Origin of the sequence: Nocardia carnea, assembly GCF_029868325.1 — a bacterium.
Classification (GTDB): Bacteria; Actinomycetota; Actinomycetes; order Mycobacteriales; family Mycobacteriaceae; genus Nocardia; species Nocardia carnea_C.
Map to the genome: position 1 here is coordinate 1 of NZ_JARWNW010000318.1, position 20,779 is coordinate 20,779.

Below are 20,779 nucleotides of genomic sequence, written 5' to 3' on the forward strand. Positions count from 1 at the left end.
CCATAGCACCGGTGATCACCGTGGCGCGCGTGGCGGCCCCGTCTTTCGTTCTCCCCGTTCCAAACCCCCGCCCCGCCGGGGGGGGGGCTCGACGGCCATCGCCACAGCCGATGTCCGGGGTATCGGAATCGGGTTGGATCCCTCCGGGCACCTGCACAGTCTGACCATCGATGTGTACGCTTTCGCCACGGGACCCGACGCCTTGGCGGCGAACATCATCGAAGCCTACAGGCGGGCTGCTGCCGCGCTCCCGGCCGTCGAAACGATGCAGCCGGCCCCAGCTGTCCCGGATCCGTCGCGGTGGCGCGCCCCGGCCGCGGGTGACAACTGGCCGTCCGATCACCAGGCCGGCGGCCCGCCGAGCTACGGACCGGCGGCCAGGCAGCCCGATCCGGTGCCCCCTCCGCATCGTCCGCCGGCGAACGGCCCTATTCCGTCGCAACACTATCCACAGTGGCCACCTCCGTATGGGCGGCGCTGACGCACCGTCGCCCATCACGCGCGCCTATGTGGCACTGCCGGCGCATGTACCGGAAACCCCTGTCGTTCAGGAGCTGTCGGTGACGCTCGCTACGGTCTGTGCTATGCCTTCGACCCCGCATGAAGTGGTGATCGATATGTTCACGGCGCGGCCACAATTGGTCGCTTCGCTGTTGTCCGCGCTCGGCTACGAGCTACCCGACTATGAGACGGTGGAACCCCGCTCCGAGCGCGCCGCTGTCGTTGCACCCACCGAGTACTACGCCGATGCGGTACTGGCGTTTCGGCGGGGCGGTGACGCGGTGCTGGCAGTCGTGGTCGAAGTGCAGCTACGGCCGGATCCGGATAAACCATGGGCGTGGCCGGTGTACACGACATCCCTGCGGGCACGGATGAAATGTCCTGTCCTGCTTCTGGTCGTCTGCCCGGACCGGCGGACCGCGAAGTGGGCTGCCAAACCACTCGAAATCGGCTTCGGTAATCCGCCCACCACTGTGACGCCCCTGGTCCTGGACCCGTCGACGGTACCTGTGGTCACCGACCCGCAGGTGGCGACGGAACTGCCGGAGCTGGCCGTATTGTCTGCCGTCGCGCACCCGCACCACCCCGATCACACCCGGATCTGGATGGCCCTGGCCGTGAGTTTCCGAGCTCTGGGGGCGGACCCGGCCCTGCGATACCATGACTTCATCCTGACGATGCTGCCGCGTGCTGTTCGTCCTGCTTGGGAGGCTTTTATGTCCACCGGTCTGCGTGATTACAACTTCACCAGCGACTTCGCCCGCAAGTACATCGCCGAGGGGGAGGCGAAGGGTGAGGCGAACTCGATCCTGACCGTCCTCGATGCCCGTGGAATAGCTGTGTCCGAGCAGGTCCGGGAAACCATCACCTCCTGCGATGACCTCGACCAGCTGCAGAAGTGGCTGCGGAGGGCTTTGGAAGTTGTCGAGGCGGAGGAACTGCTCGCCTGACCGGCGTGTCCGCCGACCTGTGGGTGAGTGAGACAAAGGGGCTTTTCAGATCTGGGGGGAGTGCGTACCTTGTACGGATCGGCCGAGATTTTAGGCCGCCTGAACGAGGGAAAATATGAATACCTGGCGCGATCTGGACCCTTCCGTCCGGAAGGCATTACTGCGGGGAGAGCCTGCCGGCGATCCCGAAACCGACCGGATCGGGCGGGCGTATGCGGAGCAGAAGCTCGGCCGCTCGCAGGTCCGGAGCTTTCTGGTCTATGTCCTCATCGGCTTGGGAGTGGGACTGCTGCTGGGGCTGTTCGTGGTGCTGGACATCCTGCCGATGCCGGCTGCCGGGTTCGTAGTGATCGCCTTCTGGCTCGTCTGCTGGGTTGTCGAGGCTCGCCGCAAGGTCGCGCTGATCCGCCTGTTGAATGTCAGCAACGGGGCGCCTCGGGTGCCCGTCGTGCCTGCTACGCCGGGGCGGTTGGAGATCAGGGTGCCGACTCGTGGCGTTCTGCGACTGACGCCGCCCTTTCTCGGGCTCGTCGCCGTACCGCTCATTGTCGGACTGGTGTATTCGGCGCCTGCGATTGCTGTGGCGGCCGTGGTTCCGGCCGTTCCGATAATCGCGTACTTCGGCCATTTGCTCTCCTGGTCGATTCCGGGGCACCCCACCATCCTCGACGCCGACGGTCTGCACTCGCCGAAGGACGGCGTGCGAATCGGCTGGGAAGCGATGTGCGAGATCCGGATCGTCCCCCTCCGGGCGACAGCCCGCGACCGCAGGCAGGTGCTGGCCTTCATGCTCCACGACGACCAGATCTACCTGCGGCAACTCCCGCGCTGGCAGGTCCTGCTCGGGAAGGTGAACAAGAAGACCTACCTCTCGCCGCTGGTCTTCATGGACGGCATGTACGACAGGTCGATGGAGGAGATCGCCGCATCGGCAGCCGCACTGTCGGGTATCCCCGTATCCACGTCGCAAAAACAACTCCAGTAGTTGCAGTCGGATCCAGTAGGCGGCACGATTCGCCGGTGGCAGTGTGATCGATCCGATTGTGCGCTCGATCCGGCAGCCGCTGTGGTCCGCCGGCCAAGGATTCCGTCCAGGCCGCCGAGATCCTCATCATCTATCCCGGCCTATCGTGGCGCACTGTCGGCATAGACGCCGGTGATCGAGACCTCACGCGTGGCAACCCGACTTCGTTCGGTGCGCGCATAGGGTCGGGTTATGAGCGAGGAGACGCAGTATCGCATCGAGCACGACACCATGGGTGAGGTCCGGGTTCCGGTGGATGCGCTGTGGCGGGCGCAGACGCAGCGGGCGGTGGAGAATTTCCCGATCAGCGGGCGTGGGCTGGAGCGGGCGCAGATCCGGGCGCTCGGCCTGCTGAAGGGGGCCTGCGCTGTCGTCAATCGGGATCTCGGGCTGCTCGACGCGGAGAAGGCCGACGCTGTGATCGCGGCCGCGGCGGAGATCGCCGAAGGGCGGCACGACGATCAGTTCCCGATCGATGTGTTCCAGACCGGGTCGGGGACCAGTTCGAATATGAACGCCAACGAGGTGATCGCGTCGATCGCGGCGGGCAACGGGGTCACGGTGCATCCGAACGATCACGTGAACATGTCGCAGTCGTCGAACGACACCTTCCCGACCGCCACCCACCTGGCGGCCACCGAGGCCGTGATCAAGGATCTGCTGCCGGCGCTGGAGCATCTGCGCCTCGCGCTGATGGACAAATCCGATGAGTGGCGCACGGTGGTGAAATCGGGTCGTACACATTTGATGGACGCTGTGCCGGTGACGCTGGGGCAGGAGTTCGGAGGATACACGCGGCAGGTCGCGGCGGGGATGGAACGCCTGTTGGCGACGCTGCCGCGGCTGGGGGAGTTGCCGATCGGCGGTACGGCGGTCGGCACCGGATTGAACGCGCCCGCCGGTTTCGGCACGAAGGTGGTGGCGGAGCTGGTGCGCACCACCGGGATCGACGCGTTGAGCGAAGCCGAGGATCATTTCGAGGCACAGGCCGCGCGCGACGGCCTGGTGGAGGTTTCCGGGGCGCTACGCACCGTCGCGGTGAGCCTGACGAAGATCGCCAACGATATCCGCTGGATGGGTTCCGGACCGCTGACCGGGCTGGGAGAGCTGCAGTTGCCGGACCTGCAGCCGGGGAGTTCCATCATGCCCGGCAAGATCAATCCCGTTCTGCCCGAGGCAGTTACGCAGGTGGCGGCGCAAGTTGTCGGTAACGATGCCGCGGTGGCGTTCGCCGGGGCGGGCGGGCATTTCGAACTGAATGTCTACATTCCGGTGATGGCGCGCAATGTGCTGGAATCGATTCGCCTGCTGGCTGCGGTGTCCCGATTGTTCGCCGATCGGTGTATCCACGGTCTCACCGCGAATGCCGACCGGCTGCGGACGTTGGCCGAATCCTCGCCTTCGATTGTGACGCCGTTGAATTCGGCGATCGGATACGAGGAGGCTGCCGCGGTGGCAAAGCAGGCGCTGCGGGAGAAGAAGACGATCCGGCAGACGGTGATCGATCGGGGATTGGTCGGCGAAAAACTCAGTGAGGAAGAATTGGACCGCCGCCTGGATGTGCTGTCCATGACGAATATCGACAAGGACTGAACCGGCCGTTCGCCGAAGTCGATGCGAAGTTGCGGGCGGCAGCCGAGACTCACCGCCCGGACTTCGACGGTGGTGCCGGTGGACGGCGGAACAGGCACAGTGCAGCGATGTGCCGGCCGTGCCGGTCCGCACCCCCTGTGCCTATTGCACCGCGGGTGACTGCGCGGCGACGGCCTGCCGCGGCGGAACGCCCTGCCGGAACGTGAACCGCACCGGGCGTACCGGGGCCGGGGACGACCGGCCCCGGTAGCTGTCAGGAGCGGAAGCGGTCGAGTTCGGCCCGTGCCGCCTCGCCGGCTTCACCGAGATCGGTGCGGCCGAAGATGTTCCAGCGCTGCAGCAGCGGGGCGAAGACCAGCTCGTCCTGTTTCGCCGGATCATAGATTCCGGCCTCGGCCAGCACCTCGTCGCTGCTGCGGCCGCCGGGCAGGGTGAGCGACGGCACCCGGAACGCGGCGATCTGGTCGGCGACGGCGCGCATGGCCTGGTCCGGTGCCTGCTCGAAGCCGGCCGCCAGCAGATCGGCGAAAACCTCCGACTGGGTTTCGTCGTCCTGCGCGATCCGCTCGCTGATGGCGGTGACCAGCTCGTTCTCCCCGAGCGCCGCGGTGTTGCGGTGCCGGATGGCGGAGGCCTTCTCCTCGAACGCGCAGGCGGCCAGCACATCGAGCAGATGCATCGGTTCGCGGCGGAAACCGGTGGTCATATGGTCCATGCGCAACCGTTCCAGTTCCACCGGATCGCAGGCGCGGGTGGTCATCAGGTAGTTGCGGATCAGGACGGAATGCCGGGCTTCCTCGGCGGTCCAGCGGCCCACCCAGCGCCACCACGCACCGGTTCGCAGATATTTGCCGACCTCCCGGTGGTAGGAGGGCAGATTATCGGCGATGAGCACACTCACGGTCAGCGCCGTGCGTGCGGTATCGCTCAGTGTGGACTGGGCGGGGTCCCAGTTCTCGCCGCCGAGGAAGGCGAAGTTGCGTCCGTCGTCCCACGGGACGTAGTCGTGCGGCTGCCATTCATCGGCGGTTTCGGTATGGCGCCGTATGGTCAGTTCCACCTCGACCGCGAGGGATTCCAGCAGGTCGCGGTCGGTCAACAGATTCTGCACGCACACACGGTAGCCGGTCGGAGGGAAGATCGGGTGAGCGCCGGGTCGGGTTGGGAACTATCGGTCACAAGTCCAGTTCCGGTGGTGATCGTGCACGGTTGCCGAAGCGCTCGAAAAGTGATCGCGAATTCTGTGCGGAGCGCGCCGCGGCAACGGTTTTCGGCCGGCTTTCCGCAGACAGCAGAAGGGGCGCCCGCCGCGGCGAGCGCCCCTGCGCCGAAATCAATTCTGGGTGACGGTGGTGGAGCGGTCGGAGGAGTTCCAGGTGATGGTGCCGCCCTCGAACTCGCTCATCTTGCCCTCCGGGGCGTCCTGCTCGTCCGAGGTCGGGAACCCGAGCTCGCCCTCGGCGCCACCGTTGGCTTCCCACGCTTCCCGGATATCGCCCCACACGATGTGGGCGCCGGTGTCCTCACTGAAGAAGATGGTGCCGCCGACGAAGTTCTGGTAGCGGCCACCGTCACCGGCGACCTGCTCCTCGCCTTCGGGCATACCGAGCGTGCCGGCCGGGCCGCCCGCCTCGTTGTACTTCTGATAGATGCTGCCGGACACCGTGACCTCGGTGCCGTCCGGTGTCTGCACCGTGGTTTCGCCGGCATCGGCATTGGGATCCTGGTCCGGGGTGGGCGAGCCCTCGGCGCCGGTGGTTTCGGTGGGCGACCCCTCCGCGCCCGGCGACCCGGGCGGGGTGTTGCCCTCACCGGTGTTCTCGCCGGGCATCACCTGCGAGGTGAGCGAACCGACGGTGTCCGACACCGAGGTGTCGTCGTCGCCGCAGCCCGCAACCAGCAGGCCCGCGGCCGCGAGCGCAATGGTGAATCCTGCTGAACGTCGAGCGAAGTGGTGCATGTCCATCCTCTCGCGACAGGCCGGCGTGATTCGCGGCCGCGGCCGCGTGGCTCATCACTCCGGCTCATTGAGGCGGCAACGCGACGGCTACCCAGCGCGAGATCCGTGGCGCCACCACCTTCTGTGGTCACGGGGATCGTACCTGTAATCGACAGGTGCAGGATCGTATGCCCGATATTTGCTGTGGTGGGGTGTGCCGACGCGCGAATCACACGCCGGCACCCACTGTCACGGCAGGGGCGGATTGGCGTGTTCGTCGCCGTGGAAATCGACCGAGGAATACTCGCGGAGCTTGGTGAGCCGGTGATAGGCGTCGACCATCCGGACGGTGCCCGATTTCGACCGCATGACGATCGACTGGGTGGAAGCACCGCCACCGTAGTAGCGGACGCCGCGCAGCAGGTCGCCGTCGGTGACACCGGTGGCGCAGAAGAAGACGTTGTCGCCGGACACCAGATCCTCGGTGACCAGGACGCGATCCAGATCGTGGCCGGCATCGATCGCCTTCTGGCGTTCGTCGTCGTCCTTGGGGGCGAGTTTGCCCTGCAGCGTGCCGCCCATACAGCGCATGGCGGCGGCCGCGATGATGCCTTCGGGTGTGCCGCCGATGCCGACGAGGATATCGGTGCCGGAATCGGGGCGGGCCGCGGCGATCGCGCCCGCGACATCTCCGTCGGAGATCAGCCGGATCCGGGCGCCGGCCTCGCGGACCTCCTGGATCAGATCGGCGTGCCGGGGACGATCCAGGATGCAGACGGTGATATCGGACACCGACGCGCGCTTGGCCTTCGCGACCTTGCGGATGTTCGCGGCCATCGGCGCCGAGATATCGATCACATCGGCCGCATCGGGGCCCACAGCGATCTTGTGCATATAGAACACGGCCGACGGATCGAACATGGCGCCGCGTTCGGCCACCGCGAGTACCGAGATGGCGCCCGGCGAACCCTTCGACATCAGGGTGGTGCCGTCGATCGGGTCGACCGCGAAGTCCACCTCGGGGCCGGTGCCGTCGCCGACGTTCTCGCCGTTGTAGAGCATGGGCGCCTCGTCCTTCTCGCCCTCACCGATCACCACGACACCGCTCATCGACACCGAGCTGACCAGCTGCCGCATCGCATCCACGGCCGCCCCGTCGCCGCCTTCCTTATCGCCGCGGCCCACCCAGCGGCCCGCCGCCATCGCACCGGCCTCGGTGACACGGACGAGTTCGAGCGCGAGGTTGCGGTCTGGCGCCTCGCGGCGGCTCGAAGGGGTCGCGGATGCCGTCATAGCGGGTGCCTCCTTGGCGTCGGAACTTCGGGGTAATTGTCGCATTGACCCGTTCCATGGAAACGATCAGCTGGTACGGCAGTACCGGGGGCGGGGCGGGGTGGTGCCTCTACCACGGTGGATACTGGGTGCGTGCCGAACAAGAAGCCACGCATCATGAACGACTACCGGGATCTCGTCTGGTCGCTGATCCCGTTGGTGCTGATCGCCGTGGTGTTCGCCGGGCTCACCAGCCAATGCAGTTTCGCGGCGAACGGTCCGACACAGGGAACGATCCCGAGTTTCGACGCCGCCGCGGCCCTGCGCTCCGATGCGCAGAACCTCCGGTTCCCGGTGCGGGAACCCGCGCTGCCGGAGAACTGGAAACCGAATTCGGGCAGTCGTGACACCATCCCGGCTGCCGGGGGCGGCACGGTGAGCACGATCGGCTACATCACCGGTGCAGGTACCTATATGGAACTGAACCAGAGCGACGCCACCGAAGAGGTGCTGGTGGATCACGTGGTGGGCACTCGATACGCCACCGGCACCCACGAAACGGGCGGACAGAAATGGGTGGTGTACGACGAGCCGGACGCCGAACCTGCATGGGTCGCCGATTTCGAGGACAGCCGGGCACTGATCCGGGGCGCCGGCGATACCGCGGCCTTCGAGACGCTGGCCGCGGCGGTGACGGCCGCGCAGCCGCTGCCGTCCCGGTAACGGCTATTCCCGTTCGGACTCCGCGAGCGCCTGCTCGATCCGCCGGCGGGCGCCGGCCAGATGCTCCTCGCAGCGGTTGGCCAGGGCCTCGCCCCGTTCCCACAGGGCCAGGGCATCGTCGAGGTCCATACCGCCCTGTTCCAGCATCTTCACCACATTGACCAGTTCGTCACGGGCGCGTTCGTAGCCGAAACCGGCGATCTCGGCCAGCTCGTCGGTGGCGCTGGTATCGGGCACGGTCAGGTCCTCTCGGGGTTGTGCGGTTCGGCGGTATCGGTCGCGTGCGGCTCGGCGCCGCGCCGGGTCGGGGCGCGACCCTCGCCGAGCGGGATCGTGCCCAGGCCCGCGGCGGAGATCGCGCCGTCACCGACCCGGATGCGTAGCTGACTACCCGCCGGCGCGTCCTCGATACTGCGCACCACATGGCGTTCGGGGCCGGCCACTCGCTGCACGACAGCGTAGCCGCGGGCCAGGGTCGCGGCCGGGCCGACAGCGGTCAGCTGGCGCCGCAGATGGCCGGCGGTGGTGGATTCGGTGCGGAGCAGATCCGTGACCGTGCGGCGGGCGGCGGCGCGCAGGCGTTCGACCTCGTCGTGGCGGTGGCCGAGTTCGCGCAGCGGATCGGCCAGAACCGGGCGCGAACGCAGTTGTGCCAGCGCGGCGGCCTCCCGCTGAACCCAGCCGCGCAGGGCGGCGGCGGAACGGGAACGCAGCTCCCGGACCAGCGCGGTTTCGGCCGCGGCATCGGGGACGACGCGTTTGGCGGCATCGGTCGGGGTGGCGGCACGCAGATCGGCGACGAGGTCCGATAGCGGGGAATCGGGTTCGTGACCGATCGCGCTGACGATCGGCGTGGTCGCGGCGACGATCGCGCGGCACAGGGTCTCGTCGGAGAAGGGCAGCAGATCCTCGACACTGCCGCCGCCGCGCGCCAGCACGATCACCTCGACCGCGGGATCACGGTCGAGGCCGGCGAGCGCGTCGAGGATCTGCGATACCGCGGCCGGCCCCTGGACGGCGGTATTGCGTACCTCGAACCGCACCGCGGGCCAGCGGCCGCGGGCCACGGTCAGCACATCGTGTTCGGCCGCGCTACCGCGGCCGGTGATCAGACCGACCGTCGCGGGCAGGAACGGGAGAGGTCGTTTGATGCGCTCGTCGAACAACCCTTCCGCGGCCAGCAGCGCCTTGAGCCGTTCGATCCGGGCCAGCAGTTCACCGACCCCCACCGGGCGGATCTCGGTGACCCGCAGCGACAGGGTGCCGCGACCGGTGAAGAACGACAGTTTGCCGTACACCACCACCCGGCTGCCCTCCTGCAGCGGGACGGGGGCGTCGCGCAGTAGCGCCGGATCGCAGGTGACCGACAGCGACATATCGGCGGCGGGGTCGCGCAGGACGAGAAACGCGGTGCGGGTACCGGGCCGCAGATTGATCTGGGTCAGCTGTCCCTCGACCCAGATACTGCCGAGCCGGTCGATCCACTGGGCGACCTTCATCGACACCGAACGCACCGGCCACGGCTGTTCGGCGGAATTGGCGGGGGCGGGCGGCGGCCCGGACCGGCCGGAACCGGCCCGGCCGGCCGCGGACACCGAATCGGCTCCCGTCACTGGGCTCGCACGGTGGCGATCCGGTTGGTCAGCATGGTGACGAATGCCGCGCGGTCCCGGGTGCGCTGCTCGTAGTCCAGCAACGCGACCAGGTCCGCGACGGTCAGGGTGCGCAGGCGGCCGCGCAGCTGGGCGAGAGTCATGTTCGGGTAGTCGTAGCGGGCGCCGACCTCCGGAAGTTCGGGCTCGGCGTTATCCGCGGGCTCCGAGTCGTTCTTCGCCTCGGCTCGGGCGGTATCGCCTGCTTCCGGCGCCGCGGCACTCGTCGCCTCCGGAGCAGGCGCAGTCCCGGGTTCCGGGACAGAGGTGCCGGTTTCCGGGGCGGGCTCCGTCGCGACTCGCTTCTCCCACTCTTCGGTCTCGAAGGTGGTGGCCTCGGGTACCGCGCTCCCGTTCTGCATCGCACGCAGCCCGGCCAGAGTCTCCTGCAGCGCCAGTTCCACCTCCGCCGGATCGGAATCGAACCGGTCGAACCCGCTGTCACGCGCCGGCGCGGCCGCACTGCGCCGGCGGACCGGCAACTCGTCGTCCTCGTCGAAGGTGGCCCATTCCGGCTGCTCCTCCGGACGGTTGACGATCCGGTCGAACACCGAATCGCCTTTGATCGCGAGACTGGTGACGAACTGCTGGGCGTGCATACCCGCTTGCAGCAGCTGGCTCACCGCGGTGACGGGGAACTTGACCGCCGCGGAAGGCAGCCGTCGCGTCTCCTCCAGGACATAGACGGCGGCTCCGGCGGCGACACGGGCCAGGAACGGTGGTCGAAACATGGTACTAGCCTGCCCGATATCGCATGCTCCGCAAAAGAGGGTGTGCACACTCGGCCAGGCGCGGGACGCCGCCGGCGCCGGACGAATCGGTCCGCGGCCCGCCCGGCCACCGTACCGGCTGCCGTGGCGTATCTCCCACCGCAGGTCAGGGCCGTGCGATCGCCACCCGCGGGCGCGGCGGCAGCGGGGCAGGTGTGCCACTGCGCACGGACGCAGCAGGGGCTCGGGTGCGCACGTATCCTGTCGGCATGTCCTCGGCCATACCGTTGAATGTCGGAATCACTCGCTCGGCAGGCGCCGCCACCGTCGCCGCCGAGGGGAAACGAGTGCTGCTCGCCGAACCGCGCGGCTACTGCGCGGGCGTGGACCGCGCGGTGGAGACCGTGGAGAAAGCCCTGGAGAAACACGGCGCGCCCATCTACGTCCGCAAGGAGATCGTGCACAACCGCCATGTGGTGGAAACCCTGCGCGAACGGGGCGTGATCTTCGTCGACACCACCGACGAGGTGCCCGAGGGCGAACTCGTCGTGTTCTCCGCCCACGGCGTCTCCCCGGCCGTCCACACCACCGCCGCCGAACGCAACCTGCGCACCATCGACGCGACCTGCCCCCTGGTGACCAAGGTCCATCAGGAAGCCAAACGATTCGCCCGCGACGACTACGACATCCTGCTGATCGGCCACGAAGGCCACGAAGAAGTGGAAGGTACCGCCGGCGAGGCACCCGACCACGTGCAACTGGTGGACGGACCCGACGCTGTCGCCGGGGTGCGGGTGCGCGACGAATCCAAGGTGATCTGGCTGTCGCAGACCACGCTCAGCGTGGACGAGACCATGGAAACCGTGTCCCGCCTGCGCGAGAAGTTCCCGGCGCTGCAGGATCCGCCCAGTGACGATATCTGCTACGCCACCCAGAACCGGCAGGTCGCGGTGAAGGCGATGGCACCGGAATGCGATCTGGTGATCGTTGTCGGATCCCGGAACTCGTCGAACTCGGTACGCCTGGTGGAAGTGGCGCTGGGCGCCGGTGCGAAGGCGTCACATCTGGTGGATTACGCGCGCGAGGTCGATCCGGCCTGGCTGGAAGGCGTGCAGACGGTCGGAATCACCTCCGGAGCCTCCGTCCCGGAGATCCTCGTGCGCGGGGTGCTGGACATGCTGGCCGAACACGGCTTCGGTGAAGTGCAGCCGGTGACCACCGCCAACGAGACCCTCGTCTTCGCGCTGCCGCGAGAGTTGCGCGCCGCCCGGCGCTGACCCACCGCACTCGCCGTCCGGTCATCGGGCCGGGCAGGTTCGCCCCCATCGGCGCCTGCCTGCCGATGGGCGGCAGGATCGGTGGTTTCGATTACGCCGGATCCGGTAGCCGCAACGATTACGCCGATATGTGGCTGCGGCACGAAGGCCCCGGAGGAGCACGTATCCGGGGCACTCCGCTGAGGCTGCCGGACGGCGGCCACGAGGATCCGGAGTTCTGCCTCGCCGGGGCGCAGCCCGGTATCGATCAGTGTTCCGGTGTGCGGTTGAACGGTGTGTAAGCAGCTACGCGTGGAACGCGGAAGTGTGGCATCCAGCAAGTGATCGGGCCCCGAAGCGCCCGCGACCGAAGCTGCATCGGTGGCCCGACCGGTGTCGAGATGGGTGTTGGGTGCGCGTGGTGCGATGCCTCTGCTGGGACCCGCACAGCAACGGGCCGGGCGCTGCGGCAGCTGCGGGTTCGCCGAGGCCGGTACGCCGTGTCGCCTGCCATGGGGCAGCGCTGAGGTGACGGCTGTGGTTCAGCAGCCGATAGTGGGTGCCGGGCTGTTCACCCGGCCCGTTCACATCCGTTCCGGGCGCCGGCGCTCCGGGATGGGCTCCCGATCGCGGAACCGGGTGACCTGCGGTTGGCGCGGTGGTTCGCCGCCACCGCGCCGGGGGCGCGCTCGGGCCGGTTCTTCCGGCATCGGGGCGCCGGTGCGCGGCGGACGGTGCGGACGCACCTCCCGGCCCCGCGGCTGGGCCTCCCGGGCGCGCGGTGCGGCCGCTCGCGCCGGTTGTTCGGCCGCCGGCCGGCCGCGACCGCGCCGCGGGGGTTCGGGGGCGGATTCGCGGGTGTAATCCGGCTCGGGGTTCTCCGGGCGTTTCGGCCGGGATTTGGCTTTGGCCTTCGTGCTCGTCTTCGACCGTGCGGCCAGAGTTTCGGCGCGAGTCGGTTTACTCCCGCGTGCCGGTTTTCCCTCGCCTGCCACCGGACGTTTGGACTGTCCACGCGCGGGGCGTTTCGCGGTATCGCGGCGCGGCCGGTCTTGCGTGCGGCTCCGCGGCTCCGCGCGGCTCGTGCGCCGTTCGCGCCCACCCCAGCTGGTGCCGCGCCGTGCCTCGACGGATTCCCGGGCCGATTTCTCCGACCGGTACTGCGCGATCCGGATCGCGGCCACCAGCAACACCAGCACGGTGGCCAGCATCATCGGCGGGAAGCGGTGAACGAGCGGGATGGCCAGATTCAGCAGGATGTCCTTGAGCGAGGAGGTACTGCTTCCGGTGAGCTGGCGATAGGCGATAGGGACGGCGATGAACAGCAGTAGCGGCGGTAACACCATCGTGGTGAACAAGCCGCGGAACCGCACGACCGCCACGGCCGCCAGACAGCCGACGATATAGAAGGCGCTGAAGGTGCCGGTGAGGTCCGGGACATCGCCGAGGGCATCGATGAGGAAGCCCACGAATGTGCACGCCGCCGCGATGAGCACCGCGGCATAAGCCGGTACGCCCGGCACCGTCGGCAGTAACGAACGTTGCGGCGCGGGCACCCGGGAATTCACTCGTTGGGAAGCAGCCACGTAATGAACACTATCGCCCGGATGGGTCGGCCGCGTTACGGCACGGCGGGTCCGGCGCCACGATTGTGCGGAAACCGTGCTCGGCGGGCGTATTCATGACTGTCCAGTCCCATAGGTGGTGCCCGCCACGATGGCTCATTCGAGACACGGTCCGGATCGGGACATCGCCGCCGGCGCGCGCTGTGGCCGGATCGGCGGGCGGAGAACGACGTCGGCGTGTTGCCGGTGTGGCGGCACCGGGAAACGGATTCGCATTGAAAGGTGTCGGTGGGTTGCCCTAAGTTCGCGGTCATGCGAATCCTGCATACGTCGGACTGGCATATCGGGCGCACCTTCCACGGCGTGGACCTGCTGGCCGACCAGGAGCGGGTCCTGGAGGCGATAGCCGGGCTCGTCGCCGCAGAGGGGGTGGACACCGTTGTGCTGCCGGGCGACGTCTACGATCGGTCGATCCCCAGTGCCGACGCTATCGCGGTGTGCAACAGGGGTTTCGAGGCGATTCGTGCTGCCGGGGCACGGATAGTCGCCACCTCGGGCAACCACGATTCCCCCACCCGGCTCGGGGCCGGCGCCAGTTTCGCCGCGGCCGGTGGACTGTATCTGCGCACCACCGTGGCCGATTCGCACCGGCCGGTCCTGCTGTCCGATTCGCACGGTGAGGTCGCGTTCTACGGGATCCCCTATCTGGAGCCGGAGATATGCCGGGCCGAGCTCGGGGTGCCGCAGGCCCGCTCCCACGCCGAGGTGCTGGCGGCGGTGCTGACCCGTATCCGCGCCGATATCGCGGAGCGCCCGGGAGTCCGGGCGGTACTGCTGGCGCACGCCTTCGTGGTCGGCGGGACGGCCGGTGGTTCGGAACGTTCGATCTCGGTGGGCGGAGTGGAGACGGTACCGCTGCAGCTTTTCACCGAACTCGCCGCCGACTATGTGGCCCTGGGGCACCTGCATTCCCCGCAGACACTGGCCGAGTCGGTGCGCTATTCGGGATCGCCGCTGCCGTACTCGTTCGGTGAGAGCTCGCATCGGAAGAAGGTGTGGCTGGTCGATCTCGACGCCGCGGGCCCCGCCCTGGTGCGGGAACACGAACTGCCGCAGGTGCGCGGTCTGAGCAAACTCACCGGAACCTTGGAGGAACTGCTCGCCGATTCCGCCTGGGAGCCGGCCGAACAGCACTACGTCTCGGTAACCCTCACCGATTACGCGCGGCCCGTGGACGCCATGCGGAAACTACGGGAGCGTTTTCCGCACGCGGTGCATGTGGAATGGGAGCGGCCACAGGCGAGCACGGCACTCAAATACCGGGAGCGGGTGCGCGGCCGCGACGATACGGATATCGCCCGAACCTTTCTCGGTGATGTCCGCGGCGAACCCAGCGAAACCGAGATGCAGTGGCTGGCCCGGGCGATGGCCGCCGCGGTACGCGAACCCGAATCCGGCGGGAGCGCCACCACGGAACCGGCGGCCGCCGGAACGGAACTCACGGCATGAGATTGCACCGGCTGGAGATGACGGCGTTCGGCCCGTTCGCCGATACCACGACGATCGATTTCGACGAACTCGGCGCGGACGGGCTGTTCCTGCTACACGGCCGCACCGGAGCGGGAAAGACCACGATCCTCGATGCCATCGCCTACGCGCTCTACGGCCGGGTCCCGGGCGCCCGCGGGGACAAACGCCTGCACTCCGATCACGCGCCCGCACATATCCGGCCGGAGGTGAATCTCGAGGCGACCCTGGGCGGGCGCCGGGTCCGGATCATCCGCAGCCCGGAATTCGAACGGCCCAAACTGCGCGGCAGCGGAACCCGGGTGGAGAACGCCAAGGCCACTCTTGCCTGGCTGGACGGTCGCGGTACGAATCTGTCGCGGATCAACGAGATCGGCGACGAGATCATCCGGCTGCTGGGTATGAGCGCCGACCAGTTCTTCCAGGTCGTCCTGCTACCGCAGGGGGATTTCGCCCGCTTCCTGCGCGCCGAGAACGAGGACCGGGAACGGCTGCTGGAGAAGTTGTTCGATACCGGCCGGTTCGGCACGGCCGAACAGTGGCTGGCCGCGCAGCGCAAGAATTCCGGTGAACAGATCGGGGCGCAGCAGCGCAATGTCGAGGATCTGATCACCCGGGTCGCGGTGACCGCCGGTATCGACCGCACCGAACGAATCGATATCCTCGACGCGGTCGAATGGTCGCAGGATCTGCTGACCACCGCCCGCGGCGACCTGGAGAGGGCGCAACGCGAATTGGCGCTGCGACGAGAGGAATCGGCGGACGCCGACGAACAGGCCGAAAGCGAACGGCGGGCGGTCGAACGGCGCCGGCGTTTCACGCTCGCCCGGCAGCAACTCGACGACTACGCGGCCGGTGCCCGGCAGCGCGAAGCCGACCGGGCCGAACTGGAACGGGCCGGGCGTGCCGAGCCGGTGGCTGCCGCGCTGGCAGAGGCCGAGGAGGCGGCAGAATCCGCGCGGGGTCGCGATGTCGAAGCCGACGAGGCGGCTCGGCGATTGGCGCGGCTTGCCGAGGAACCCGAAAGCCTGGATGTTCCGGGTATTCACCTGGTGCGGCCCGGGGCGCATATCGATCGGTCCGCTGGGCGCCGACCGGACGAATCCGCGCCGGGGGTCCCTGGGGCCGACGCACCCCCGAGCGGGATAGAGCCGAGTCGCCACGAAGACGGCGACGATTTCTCTCTTTTTCCCCTGGATCCGGAGTCGACGCCGGGGGTATCGGCGCTGCCCGAAGCCGAAGCCGAAGCCGAAGCCGAAGCGGCGACGGGACCGGGTGCGGGAGGTGATACCCCCGGGGGCAGCGCGACCAGCTCTGCTGCAGAGACCCCGGACGAGGACCTCACGCTGGATACCGCGATCCGTGGGTGGAGCGCACACCTGGGCAAACTCGAGGAAATCCGGTCCGCCGCCGCGGACGCCGAGAAGCTGCGGAACGAACTCGGCGAACTACACGAATCCGATACGCGGCTGCGTGACCGGGCCGCCGAACTCACCGCCCGCCGGGCACAGCTGCCGGAGATCCTCGCGGCCGCCCAGGCCCGGGCGCGGGAGGCGGACGACGCGAAGGCGGCGCTGCCCGGGCTGCGGTCCGAACATCTGCGGTTGCAGCAGGCGGCCACTGCCGCGGTCGAACTGGCCGGGGCGCGAACCAGGCTCGATCGGGCGCGTGTCGATTCGGACGCGGCGCGGGCGGCACATCTGGAAGCCCGCGAGCGGGTGCTGGACCTGCGTGCGCAGCGTCTGACCGGGATGGCGGCGGAACTGGCCGGGCACCTCGTCGACGGCCAGGCCTGCGCCGTCTGCGGATCGGCCGACCATCCACAGCCCGCGCGTCCCGGAACGCTGTCGGTCTCCGAAGAGGACGAAGCGGCGGCCGTGGCGGCCGAACAGGCCGCTCACCTCACCTCGGAGCGCGCCCAGAGCGCGATGGCCGAGGTGGAACGCGAGATCGAAGCATTCATCGCCCGCGGCGGGGATACCGATCCCGGGGAACTCGCCGCCGCCTTGAACCGGGCGACCGACCGCTGCGGTGATGCGGAAGAACTGGCCGCCACGGCCGATGAATGCGCCGCCGAGATCACGCGCCTGCGTGCGGAGGAGAACCGGCTGCACGACGCCCTCCGCGAGACCGAAACACAGGCCGGTGCGGTGACCGAGCAGATCCGGTCCGGACAGAGCCGGCTCACCGAAATCGAGCGCAGGCTGCGCACAGCGGCCGGTCGCGACATGATGATCGGCCGCCGCCGCGAACGTCTGTACGCGCTGATCGCCGCCGCCGGGGACCGGCGCGAAACCCTGGCGGCCGCACGGGCCGCATGGGAAAGAGTTGCAGGTTATGTGGCGCGCCTCGAAAAGCTCGCGGCCGCAGCAGGACTCGATTCTCCTGCGAACGCGGTCGAGAACGCGGACCGTCCGGGTATTGCCTCGGATGACCGGGGGGCACAGGTGCGCGCCGCCGGCGGCTCGGCGCCGGCCTCCGTATCGGGCGAAGCCGAAGTCCCGGAAGCAGCCGATGTACCGGGCGGGTCCGGTTTCGCTGGACCGGCCGAGTCGTCGACGAGCAGGTCCGGTGCGGCCGGTACCGACTACGAACCGGCTGCGGCCGGTGTCCCAGCGGCGGCGGAGAGGTCCGCAGCGGTTGTTACACCTGCGGCACTGCTGGCCGCGTTGCGCTGGTACGCGCCTTTGGTCGCCGCCGCGACCCGAACCCGGGAACGGCAGGAAACCCTTCGTGCGACCCTTTCCGCCGCAGCGGAGCTGCGGGCGGCCGCGCAGGCCGTGGTCGACGAGCCGGAGATCCGGGCGGCGGCTGCGACCGAGCCCCGTGATCAGGACGGACTCGCGGAGGCGGTACACAAGGCGCGGCAAGCGCTGGACGAGGCGGTGGCCGTACACGGGGCCGCCGTGCAGCGGGTGACCCGGCTGGAAACGCTGTGCGGACAGTTGTGGGCGGCCGTGGATCTCATCACCCCGGCCCAGCGGGCGCACCGGGAATTGGCGGAGCTGGCCGAGGTGGTCGCCGGCCGGGGCGAGAACAACCGCCGGATGTCGCTGCGGTCCTATGTACTCGCGGCCCGGTTGGAAGAGGTGGCGGTGGCGGGGTCGGCCCGGTTGCGCCGTATGTCGGGTGGGCGGTTCGAATTCGTGCATACCGACCGTGCCGGTACGCACGGCCGGCGCGGTGGCCTGGGACTGGACATCCACGACGACTACACCGGTGCTGTCCGTCCCGCCCGGACACTGTCCGGCGGCGAGACATTCATGGCTTCGCTGTCGTTGGCGCTGGGTCTGGCCGATACCGTTGCCGCGGAGGCGGGCGGGATCATCCTGGACACCCTGTTCATCGACGAAGGTTTCGGCAGCCTGGACGCCGATACTCTGGACGCGGTGATGGGCGTGCTCGACGAGTTGCGTGACGGCGGCCGGGTGGTGGGCCTGGTGAGCCATGTCGACGAGATGCGCCAGCGCATTCCCAGCCGCCTGCACGTGATCCGCGGAGCCGATGGTTCCCGGGTGCAGACCACCGTCGTCTGATCGGCCACGGACCCAGACAACCGTGTTGTGCGCGCAATTCGGTGGACCGCCCTCGGTTGCTCGGATGGTCCTTCGAGAGGCCGGTATTTCCGAAAGAACCGCCGTGCGCCTCGACCGGGCCCGTCTTCCCCGGTCGAGGCAGCGATCTCGATAGCCGCGGGTTGTCGAAGACCGCGACCTCGGCTACGAAATTTCGCGACCGGACGCGGTGCGGCGCTTCCGTTCGGCGACCGGCAGACAGCGTGCCGAAAATCGAAGCGTGTTGCGTTGTCAGTTGACGGACTCGTGGTCGAGCAGCCAGCGTTTGGCCGGCAGACCCCACCGGAACCCGCCGAGGGTTCCGTCGGTGCGCAGGATCCGGTGGCACGGTACGAAGAGTGCGGCGGCATTGCGGGCGCAGGCGCCGGCCGCGGCACGGGTGGCGGCCGGACGGCCGGCGCGGGCGGCGAAAGCTGTGTAGGAGATCGGGTTTCCGGCGGGCACCGTGCGCAGCACCTCCCAGGCGTGGGCGAGGAATTCGCCGGACCGCTGCCGTACCGGGACGGTGTCGATGGCGGTGAGGTCGCCGTGGTGATAGGCGGTGACTGCCGCGGTCACCGAGCCGAGTTCGGTGCGGGCGCGTAGATCTTCCGGCCGCAGTGTGGGGTGGACGAGAGTACGCAGGTCCTCCGGTGCCGCGGTCCAGCCGGCCGCCAGCACCGCACCGTCTGTCGCGACGATGGTGGTGAACGGGCCGAGTGGGGTGTCGACGGTTGCGAAATCGGCTGTGCCGGTGCGAGTGGGGAAGACAGTGGGAGCGGACATCACGAGATACTCACTTTCGCTTCGGAATCGGCGGTTTGCGCGGCAGCGGCGCCGGTCGCGGCGCGGGCACGCAGTTCGGATCGCCACAGTTGCATGGACAGGTAGGAGCGCCAGGGCGACCAGCGCGTGGTGTCGGACAGGTCGATCCCGTGCCGGGTGGCGCCGCGGCGGACCACGAGATCGGTGGTGAGCAGGATGTCGGGATCGGCGAGCAACCGCATGGTCACGTAGTCGGCGGTCCACGGGCCGACACCCGGGAGTGCCAGCAGATCGCGGCGCAGCTCGGCGGCCGTCCGGCCCTGGTGCAGGACCAGCTCGCCGCTCGCCAGTGCGGCCGCGGCGGCCGTGATCGACCGGATGCGCTGGGCGGGGCCGGCCAGTACATCCGCGCCGTTCTCGGCGATCGCGGCGGGGGTGGGGAAGAGCCGCGGTATGGGCCCGTCGGTGGGTTCGCCGAGCGCGGCGACCAGGCGGGCGGTATGGGTGTTCGCGGCCGCCACCGAGATCTGCTGCCCGATCATGGTGCGTAACAACAACTCCGCGGGGTCCGCGCAGCCGGGTACCCGGATGCCCCGGGTGAACGGCGCGCCTCCGCCGGTCAGCTGCCCGGCGTGCAGAAGTGCTTCATCGATGGCGACCGGATCGGCGTCCAGATCCAGTAGATGCCGGATCCGGGCCACTGTGGGCGCGAGATCGCGCATATCGCGCAACGCCAGTTCCGCGCGGACATGGCCCGGCAGCACACTGAGTCGTATCCCCGCGTAACCGTGCGGTGTGCGGAGGTTGCGCAGGTAGGTGCCTTCGCCGGCCGGACCGGTCTGCCACAGTTCCAGCCCGGGGGTCGAATGGGCCGACAGGAACCATTCGAGCCAGTCCCGGTCGAGTGGTTCGCGGTAGGGCAGGCGCAGGGTGAGTGTGCCGCAGGCGATGGGGGTCGCCGGGTCGTTCGCCCACGCCCCCTCCTCGCCGTTCTGCCGCTGCGCTTCGGCGCGGCCCGGCTGCTGCGTGTCCGTGCGACTCCGCCGCTGGGTATCCGTGCGACTCCGCCGCTGCGTGTCCGTGCGACTCCGCCGCGATGATTCGGCGCGACTCCGACGCTGTGCCTCCACACGCATAGTGCTGGGGCTCACCGCGAACACCTCGCGCACGGTGTCGTTGAATTGGCGGATGCTCGCGAAACCCGCGGCGAAGGCGATATCGGACATCGGCATATCCGTGGTCTGGATGAGCAGCCGCGCCGTATGCGCCCGGTGGGCCCGGGCCAGCGCGAGTGGCCCGGCGCCGAGTTCGCTGGTGAGGACCCGGGTGAGCTGGCGCTGCGAATAGCCGAGGGTCGCGGCCAGCGCCGAAACCCCGCCACGTTCCACCACTCCGTCGCCGATGAGTCGCATGGCCCGGGCGGCGAGATCTGCCCGGGTGTTCCACAGTGGCGACCCCGGAGCGGCATCGGGCAGGCAACGCCGGCACGCCCGGTAACCGGCCTGCTGCGCGGCGGCCGCGGTCGGTAGGAAGGTCACATTGGCGGGTTTGGGGGTGATCGCCGGGCAGGACGGGCGGCAGTAGATCCCGGTGGTGCGGACGGCGGTGTAGAACTGCCCGTCGAACCGGGAGTCGCGCGCGGTGACGGCGCGGTAGCAGCGCTCGAAATCCAGGACAGTGATGCTCACCCGGTTCACGATGTCAGGTCGCGCGGGTGGTGGCTAGCGGAAAACAGACATCACAGCGGG

General features: G+C 68.8%; 17 protein-coding genes. 8 read left to right on the plus strand and 9 right to left on the minus strand.

Annotated features, from left to right (window positions below; genetic code table 11):
* Positions 1-584 precede the first annotated feature (584 nt).
* The 3 genes from QH196_RS31945 to QH196_RS31955 all read left to right on the plus strand — a co-directional run bounded on the left by QH196_RS31945 (position 585) and on the right by QH196_RS31955 (position 4,068).
* Positions 585-1,451 carry a hypothetical protein gene (locus QH196_RS31945; RefSeq protein ID WP_280419573.1) on the plus strand — a complete coding sequence of 289 codons (867 nt, stop codon included), beginning with the start codon at positions 585-587 and terminating at the stop codon, positions 1,449-1,451.
* Positions 1,452-1,566: 115 nt separating this feature from the next.
* The gene (locus tag QH196_RS31950; protein ID WP_280419574.1) at positions 1,567-2,436 is read left to right on the plus strand and encodes a hypothetical protein; all 870 of its coding nucleotides are present in this window, start codon (positions 1,567-1,569) and stop codon (positions 2,434-2,436) included.
* Between the two features lie 231 nt (positions 2,437-2,667).
* Positions 2,668-4,068, plus strand: a complete 1,401-nt coding sequence (locus QH196_RS31955) for a class II fumarate hydratase (protein ID WP_280419575.1) — start codon at positions 2,668-2,670, stop codon at positions 4,066-4,068.
* 253 nt (positions 4,069-4,321) lie between these two features.
* Here the strand turns inward: QH196_RS31955 and QH196_RS31960 are convergent, their stop codons facing one another.
* The 3 genes from QH196_RS31960 to glpX all read right to left on the minus strand — a co-directional run bounded on the left by QH196_RS31960 (position 4,322) and on the right by glpX (position 7,300).
* Positions 4,322-5,179, minus strand: coding sequence for an acyl-ACP desaturase (locus QH196_RS31960; RefSeq protein WP_280419576.1), 858 nt, complete (start codon positions 5,177-5,179; stop codon positions 4,322-4,324).
* 222 nt (positions 5,180-5,401) lie between these two features.
* Positions 5,402-6,028 (minus strand): LGFP repeat-containing protein, encoded by a 627-nt coding sequence (locus tag QH196_RS31965; protein WP_280419577.1) that lies wholly within the window; start codon positions 6,026-6,028, stop codon positions 5,402-5,404.
* 228 nt (positions 6,029-6,256) lie between these two features.
* Complete coding sequence (glpX, locus tag QH196_RS31970; RefSeq protein WP_280419578.1) at positions 6,257-7,300, minus strand: class II fructose-bisphosphatase; 1,044 nt, start codon at positions 7,298-7,300, stop codon at positions 6,257-6,259.
* A 132-nt stretch (positions 7,301-7,432) separates the two neighbouring features.
* On the opposite strand from glpX, the gene QH196_RS31975 reads away from it, so the two are divergent.
* Complete coding sequence (locus QH196_RS31975) at positions 7,433-8,002, plus strand: DUF4245 domain-containing protein (protein WP_280419579.1); 570 nt, start codon at positions 7,433-7,435, stop codon at positions 8,000-8,002.
* Positions 8,003-8,005: 3 nt separating this feature from the next.
* Here QH196_RS31975 and QH196_RS31980 read toward each other — a convergent pair whose 3' ends face one another.
* The 3 genes from QH196_RS31980 to QH196_RS31990 are packed head-to-tail and all read right to left on the minus strand — an operon-like array spanning position 8,006 to position 10,385.
* Positions 8,006-8,245 (minus strand): exodeoxyribonuclease VII small subunit, encoded by a 240-nt coding sequence (locus QH196_RS31980; RefSeq protein WP_432279590.1) that lies wholly within the window; start codon positions 8,243-8,245, stop codon positions 8,006-8,008.
* Positions 8,242-9,597 carry an exodeoxyribonuclease VII large subunit gene (gene xseA, locus QH196_RS31985; RefSeq protein WP_280419618.1) on the minus strand — a complete coding sequence of 452 codons (1,356 nt, stop codon included), beginning with the start codon at positions 9,595-9,597 and terminating at the stop codon, positions 8,242-8,244. The genes QH196_RS31980 and xseA overlap by 4 nt, the downstream gene beginning before the upstream one ends.
* A 14-nt stretch (positions 9,598-9,611) precedes the next feature.
* On the minus strand, positions 9,612-10,385 hold the full coding sequence (locus QH196_RS31990; protein ID WP_280419581.1) for a lipid droplet-associated protein: 774 nt from the start codon (positions 10,383-10,385) through the stop codon (positions 9,612-9,614).
* A 248-nt stretch (positions 10,386-10,633) separates the two neighbouring features.
* On the opposite strand from QH196_RS31990, the gene QH196_RS31995 reads away from it, so the two are divergent.
* Positions 10,634-11,641: a 4-hydroxy-3-methylbut-2-enyl diphosphate reductase gene (locus QH196_RS31995; protein ID WP_280419582.1), complete on the plus strand. Its 1,008-nt coding sequence runs from the start codon at positions 10,634-10,636 to the stop codon at positions 11,639-11,641.
* A 65-nt stretch (positions 11,642-11,706) separates the two neighbouring features.
* The gene (locus QH196_RS32000; RefSeq protein WP_280419583.1) at positions 11,707-11,922 is read left to right on the plus strand and encodes a hypothetical protein; all 216 of its coding nucleotides are present in this window, start codon (positions 11,707-11,709) and stop codon (positions 11,920-11,922) included.
* 282 nt (positions 11,923-12,204) lie between these two features.
* Here QH196_RS32000 and QH196_RS32005 read toward each other — a convergent pair whose 3' ends face one another.
* Entirely contained in the window at positions 12,205-13,206 is a 1,002-nt protein-coding gene (locus QH196_RS32005; protein ID WP_280419584.1) for a DUF6542 domain-containing protein, read from the minus strand.
* Between the two features lie 291 nt (positions 13,207-13,497).
* On the opposite strand from QH196_RS32005, the gene QH196_RS32010 reads away from it, so the two are divergent.
* Together QH196_RS32010 and QH196_RS32015 are read left to right on the plus strand one after the other, a co-directional pair.
* Positions 13,498-14,694 (plus strand): exonuclease SbcCD subunit D, encoded by a 1,197-nt coding sequence (locus QH196_RS32010; protein WP_280419585.1) that lies wholly within the window; start codon positions 13,498-13,500, stop codon positions 14,692-14,694.
* Positions 14,691-18,248: an AAA family ATPase gene (locus tag QH196_RS32015; protein WP_280419586.1), complete on the plus strand. Its 3,558-nt coding sequence runs from the start codon at positions 14,691-14,693 to the stop codon at positions 18,246-18,248. Before QH196_RS32010 ends, QH196_RS32015 begins: the two co-directional genes overlap by 4 nt.
* Positions 18,249-18,518: 270 nt before the next feature.
* On the opposite strand, the gene QH196_RS32020 is transcribed toward QH196_RS32015, so the two are convergent.
* Both QH196_RS32020 and QH196_RS32025 read right to left on the minus strand, forming a co-directional pair.
* Entirely contained in the window at positions 18,519-19,052 is a 534-nt protein-coding gene (locus QH196_RS32020) for a methylated-DNA--[protein]-cysteine S-methyltransferase (protein WP_280419587.1), read from the minus strand.
* Positions 19,052-20,728, minus strand: coding sequence for an Ada metal-binding domain-containing protein (locus tag QH196_RS32025; RefSeq protein WP_280419588.1), 1,677 nt, complete (start codon positions 20,726-20,728; stop codon positions 19,052-19,054). Before QH196_RS32025 ends, QH196_RS32020 begins: the two co-directional genes overlap by 1 nt.
* Positions 20,729-20,779: the final 51 nt, after the last annotated feature.

Bases quoted from the DNA above. Each gene is read 5' to 3' on its own strand.
- QH196_RS31945 (WP_280419573.1), top strand. From the start codon at position 585: ATGCCTTCGACCCCGCATGAAGTGGTGATCGATATGTTCACGGCGCGG.
- QH196_RS31950 (WP_280419574.1), top strand. From the start codon at position 1,567: ATGAATACCTGGCGCGATCTGGACCCTTCCGTCCGGAAGGCATTACTG.
- QH196_RS31955 (WP_280419575.1), top strand. From the start codon at position 2,668: ATGAGCGAGGAGACGCAGTATCGCATCGAGCACGACACCATGGGTGAG.
- QH196_RS31965 (WP_280419577.1), bottom strand. From the start codon at position 6,028: ATGCACCACTTCGCTCGACGTTCAGCAGGATTCACCATTGCGCTCGCG.
- glpX (WP_280419578.1), bottom strand. From the start codon at position 7,300: ATGACGGCATCCGCGACCCCTTCGAGCCGCCGCGAGGCGCCAGACCGC.
- QH196_RS31990 (WP_280419581.1), bottom strand. From the start codon at position 10,385: ATGTTTCGACCACCGTTCCTGGCCCGTGTCGCCGCCGGAGCCGCCGTC.
- QH196_RS31995 (WP_280419582.1), top strand. From the start codon at position 10,634: ATGTCCTCGGCCATACCGTTGAATGTCGGAATCACTCGCTCGGCAGGC.
- QH196_RS32000 (WP_280419583.1), top strand. From the start codon at position 11,707: ATGGGCGGCAGGATCGGTGGTTTCGATTACGCCGGATCCGGTAGCCGC.
- QH196_RS32010 (WP_280419585.1), top strand. From the start codon at position 13,498: ATGCGAATCCTGCATACGTCGGACTGGCATATCGGGCGCACCTTCCAC.
- QH196_RS32015 (WP_280419586.1), top strand. From the start codon at position 14,691: ATGAGATTGCACCGGCTGGAGATGACGGCGTTCGGCCCGTTCGCCGAT.
- QH196_RS32020 (WP_280419587.1), bottom strand. From the start codon at position 19,052: ATGTCCGCTCCCACTGTCTTCCCCACTCGCACCGGCACAGCCGATTTC.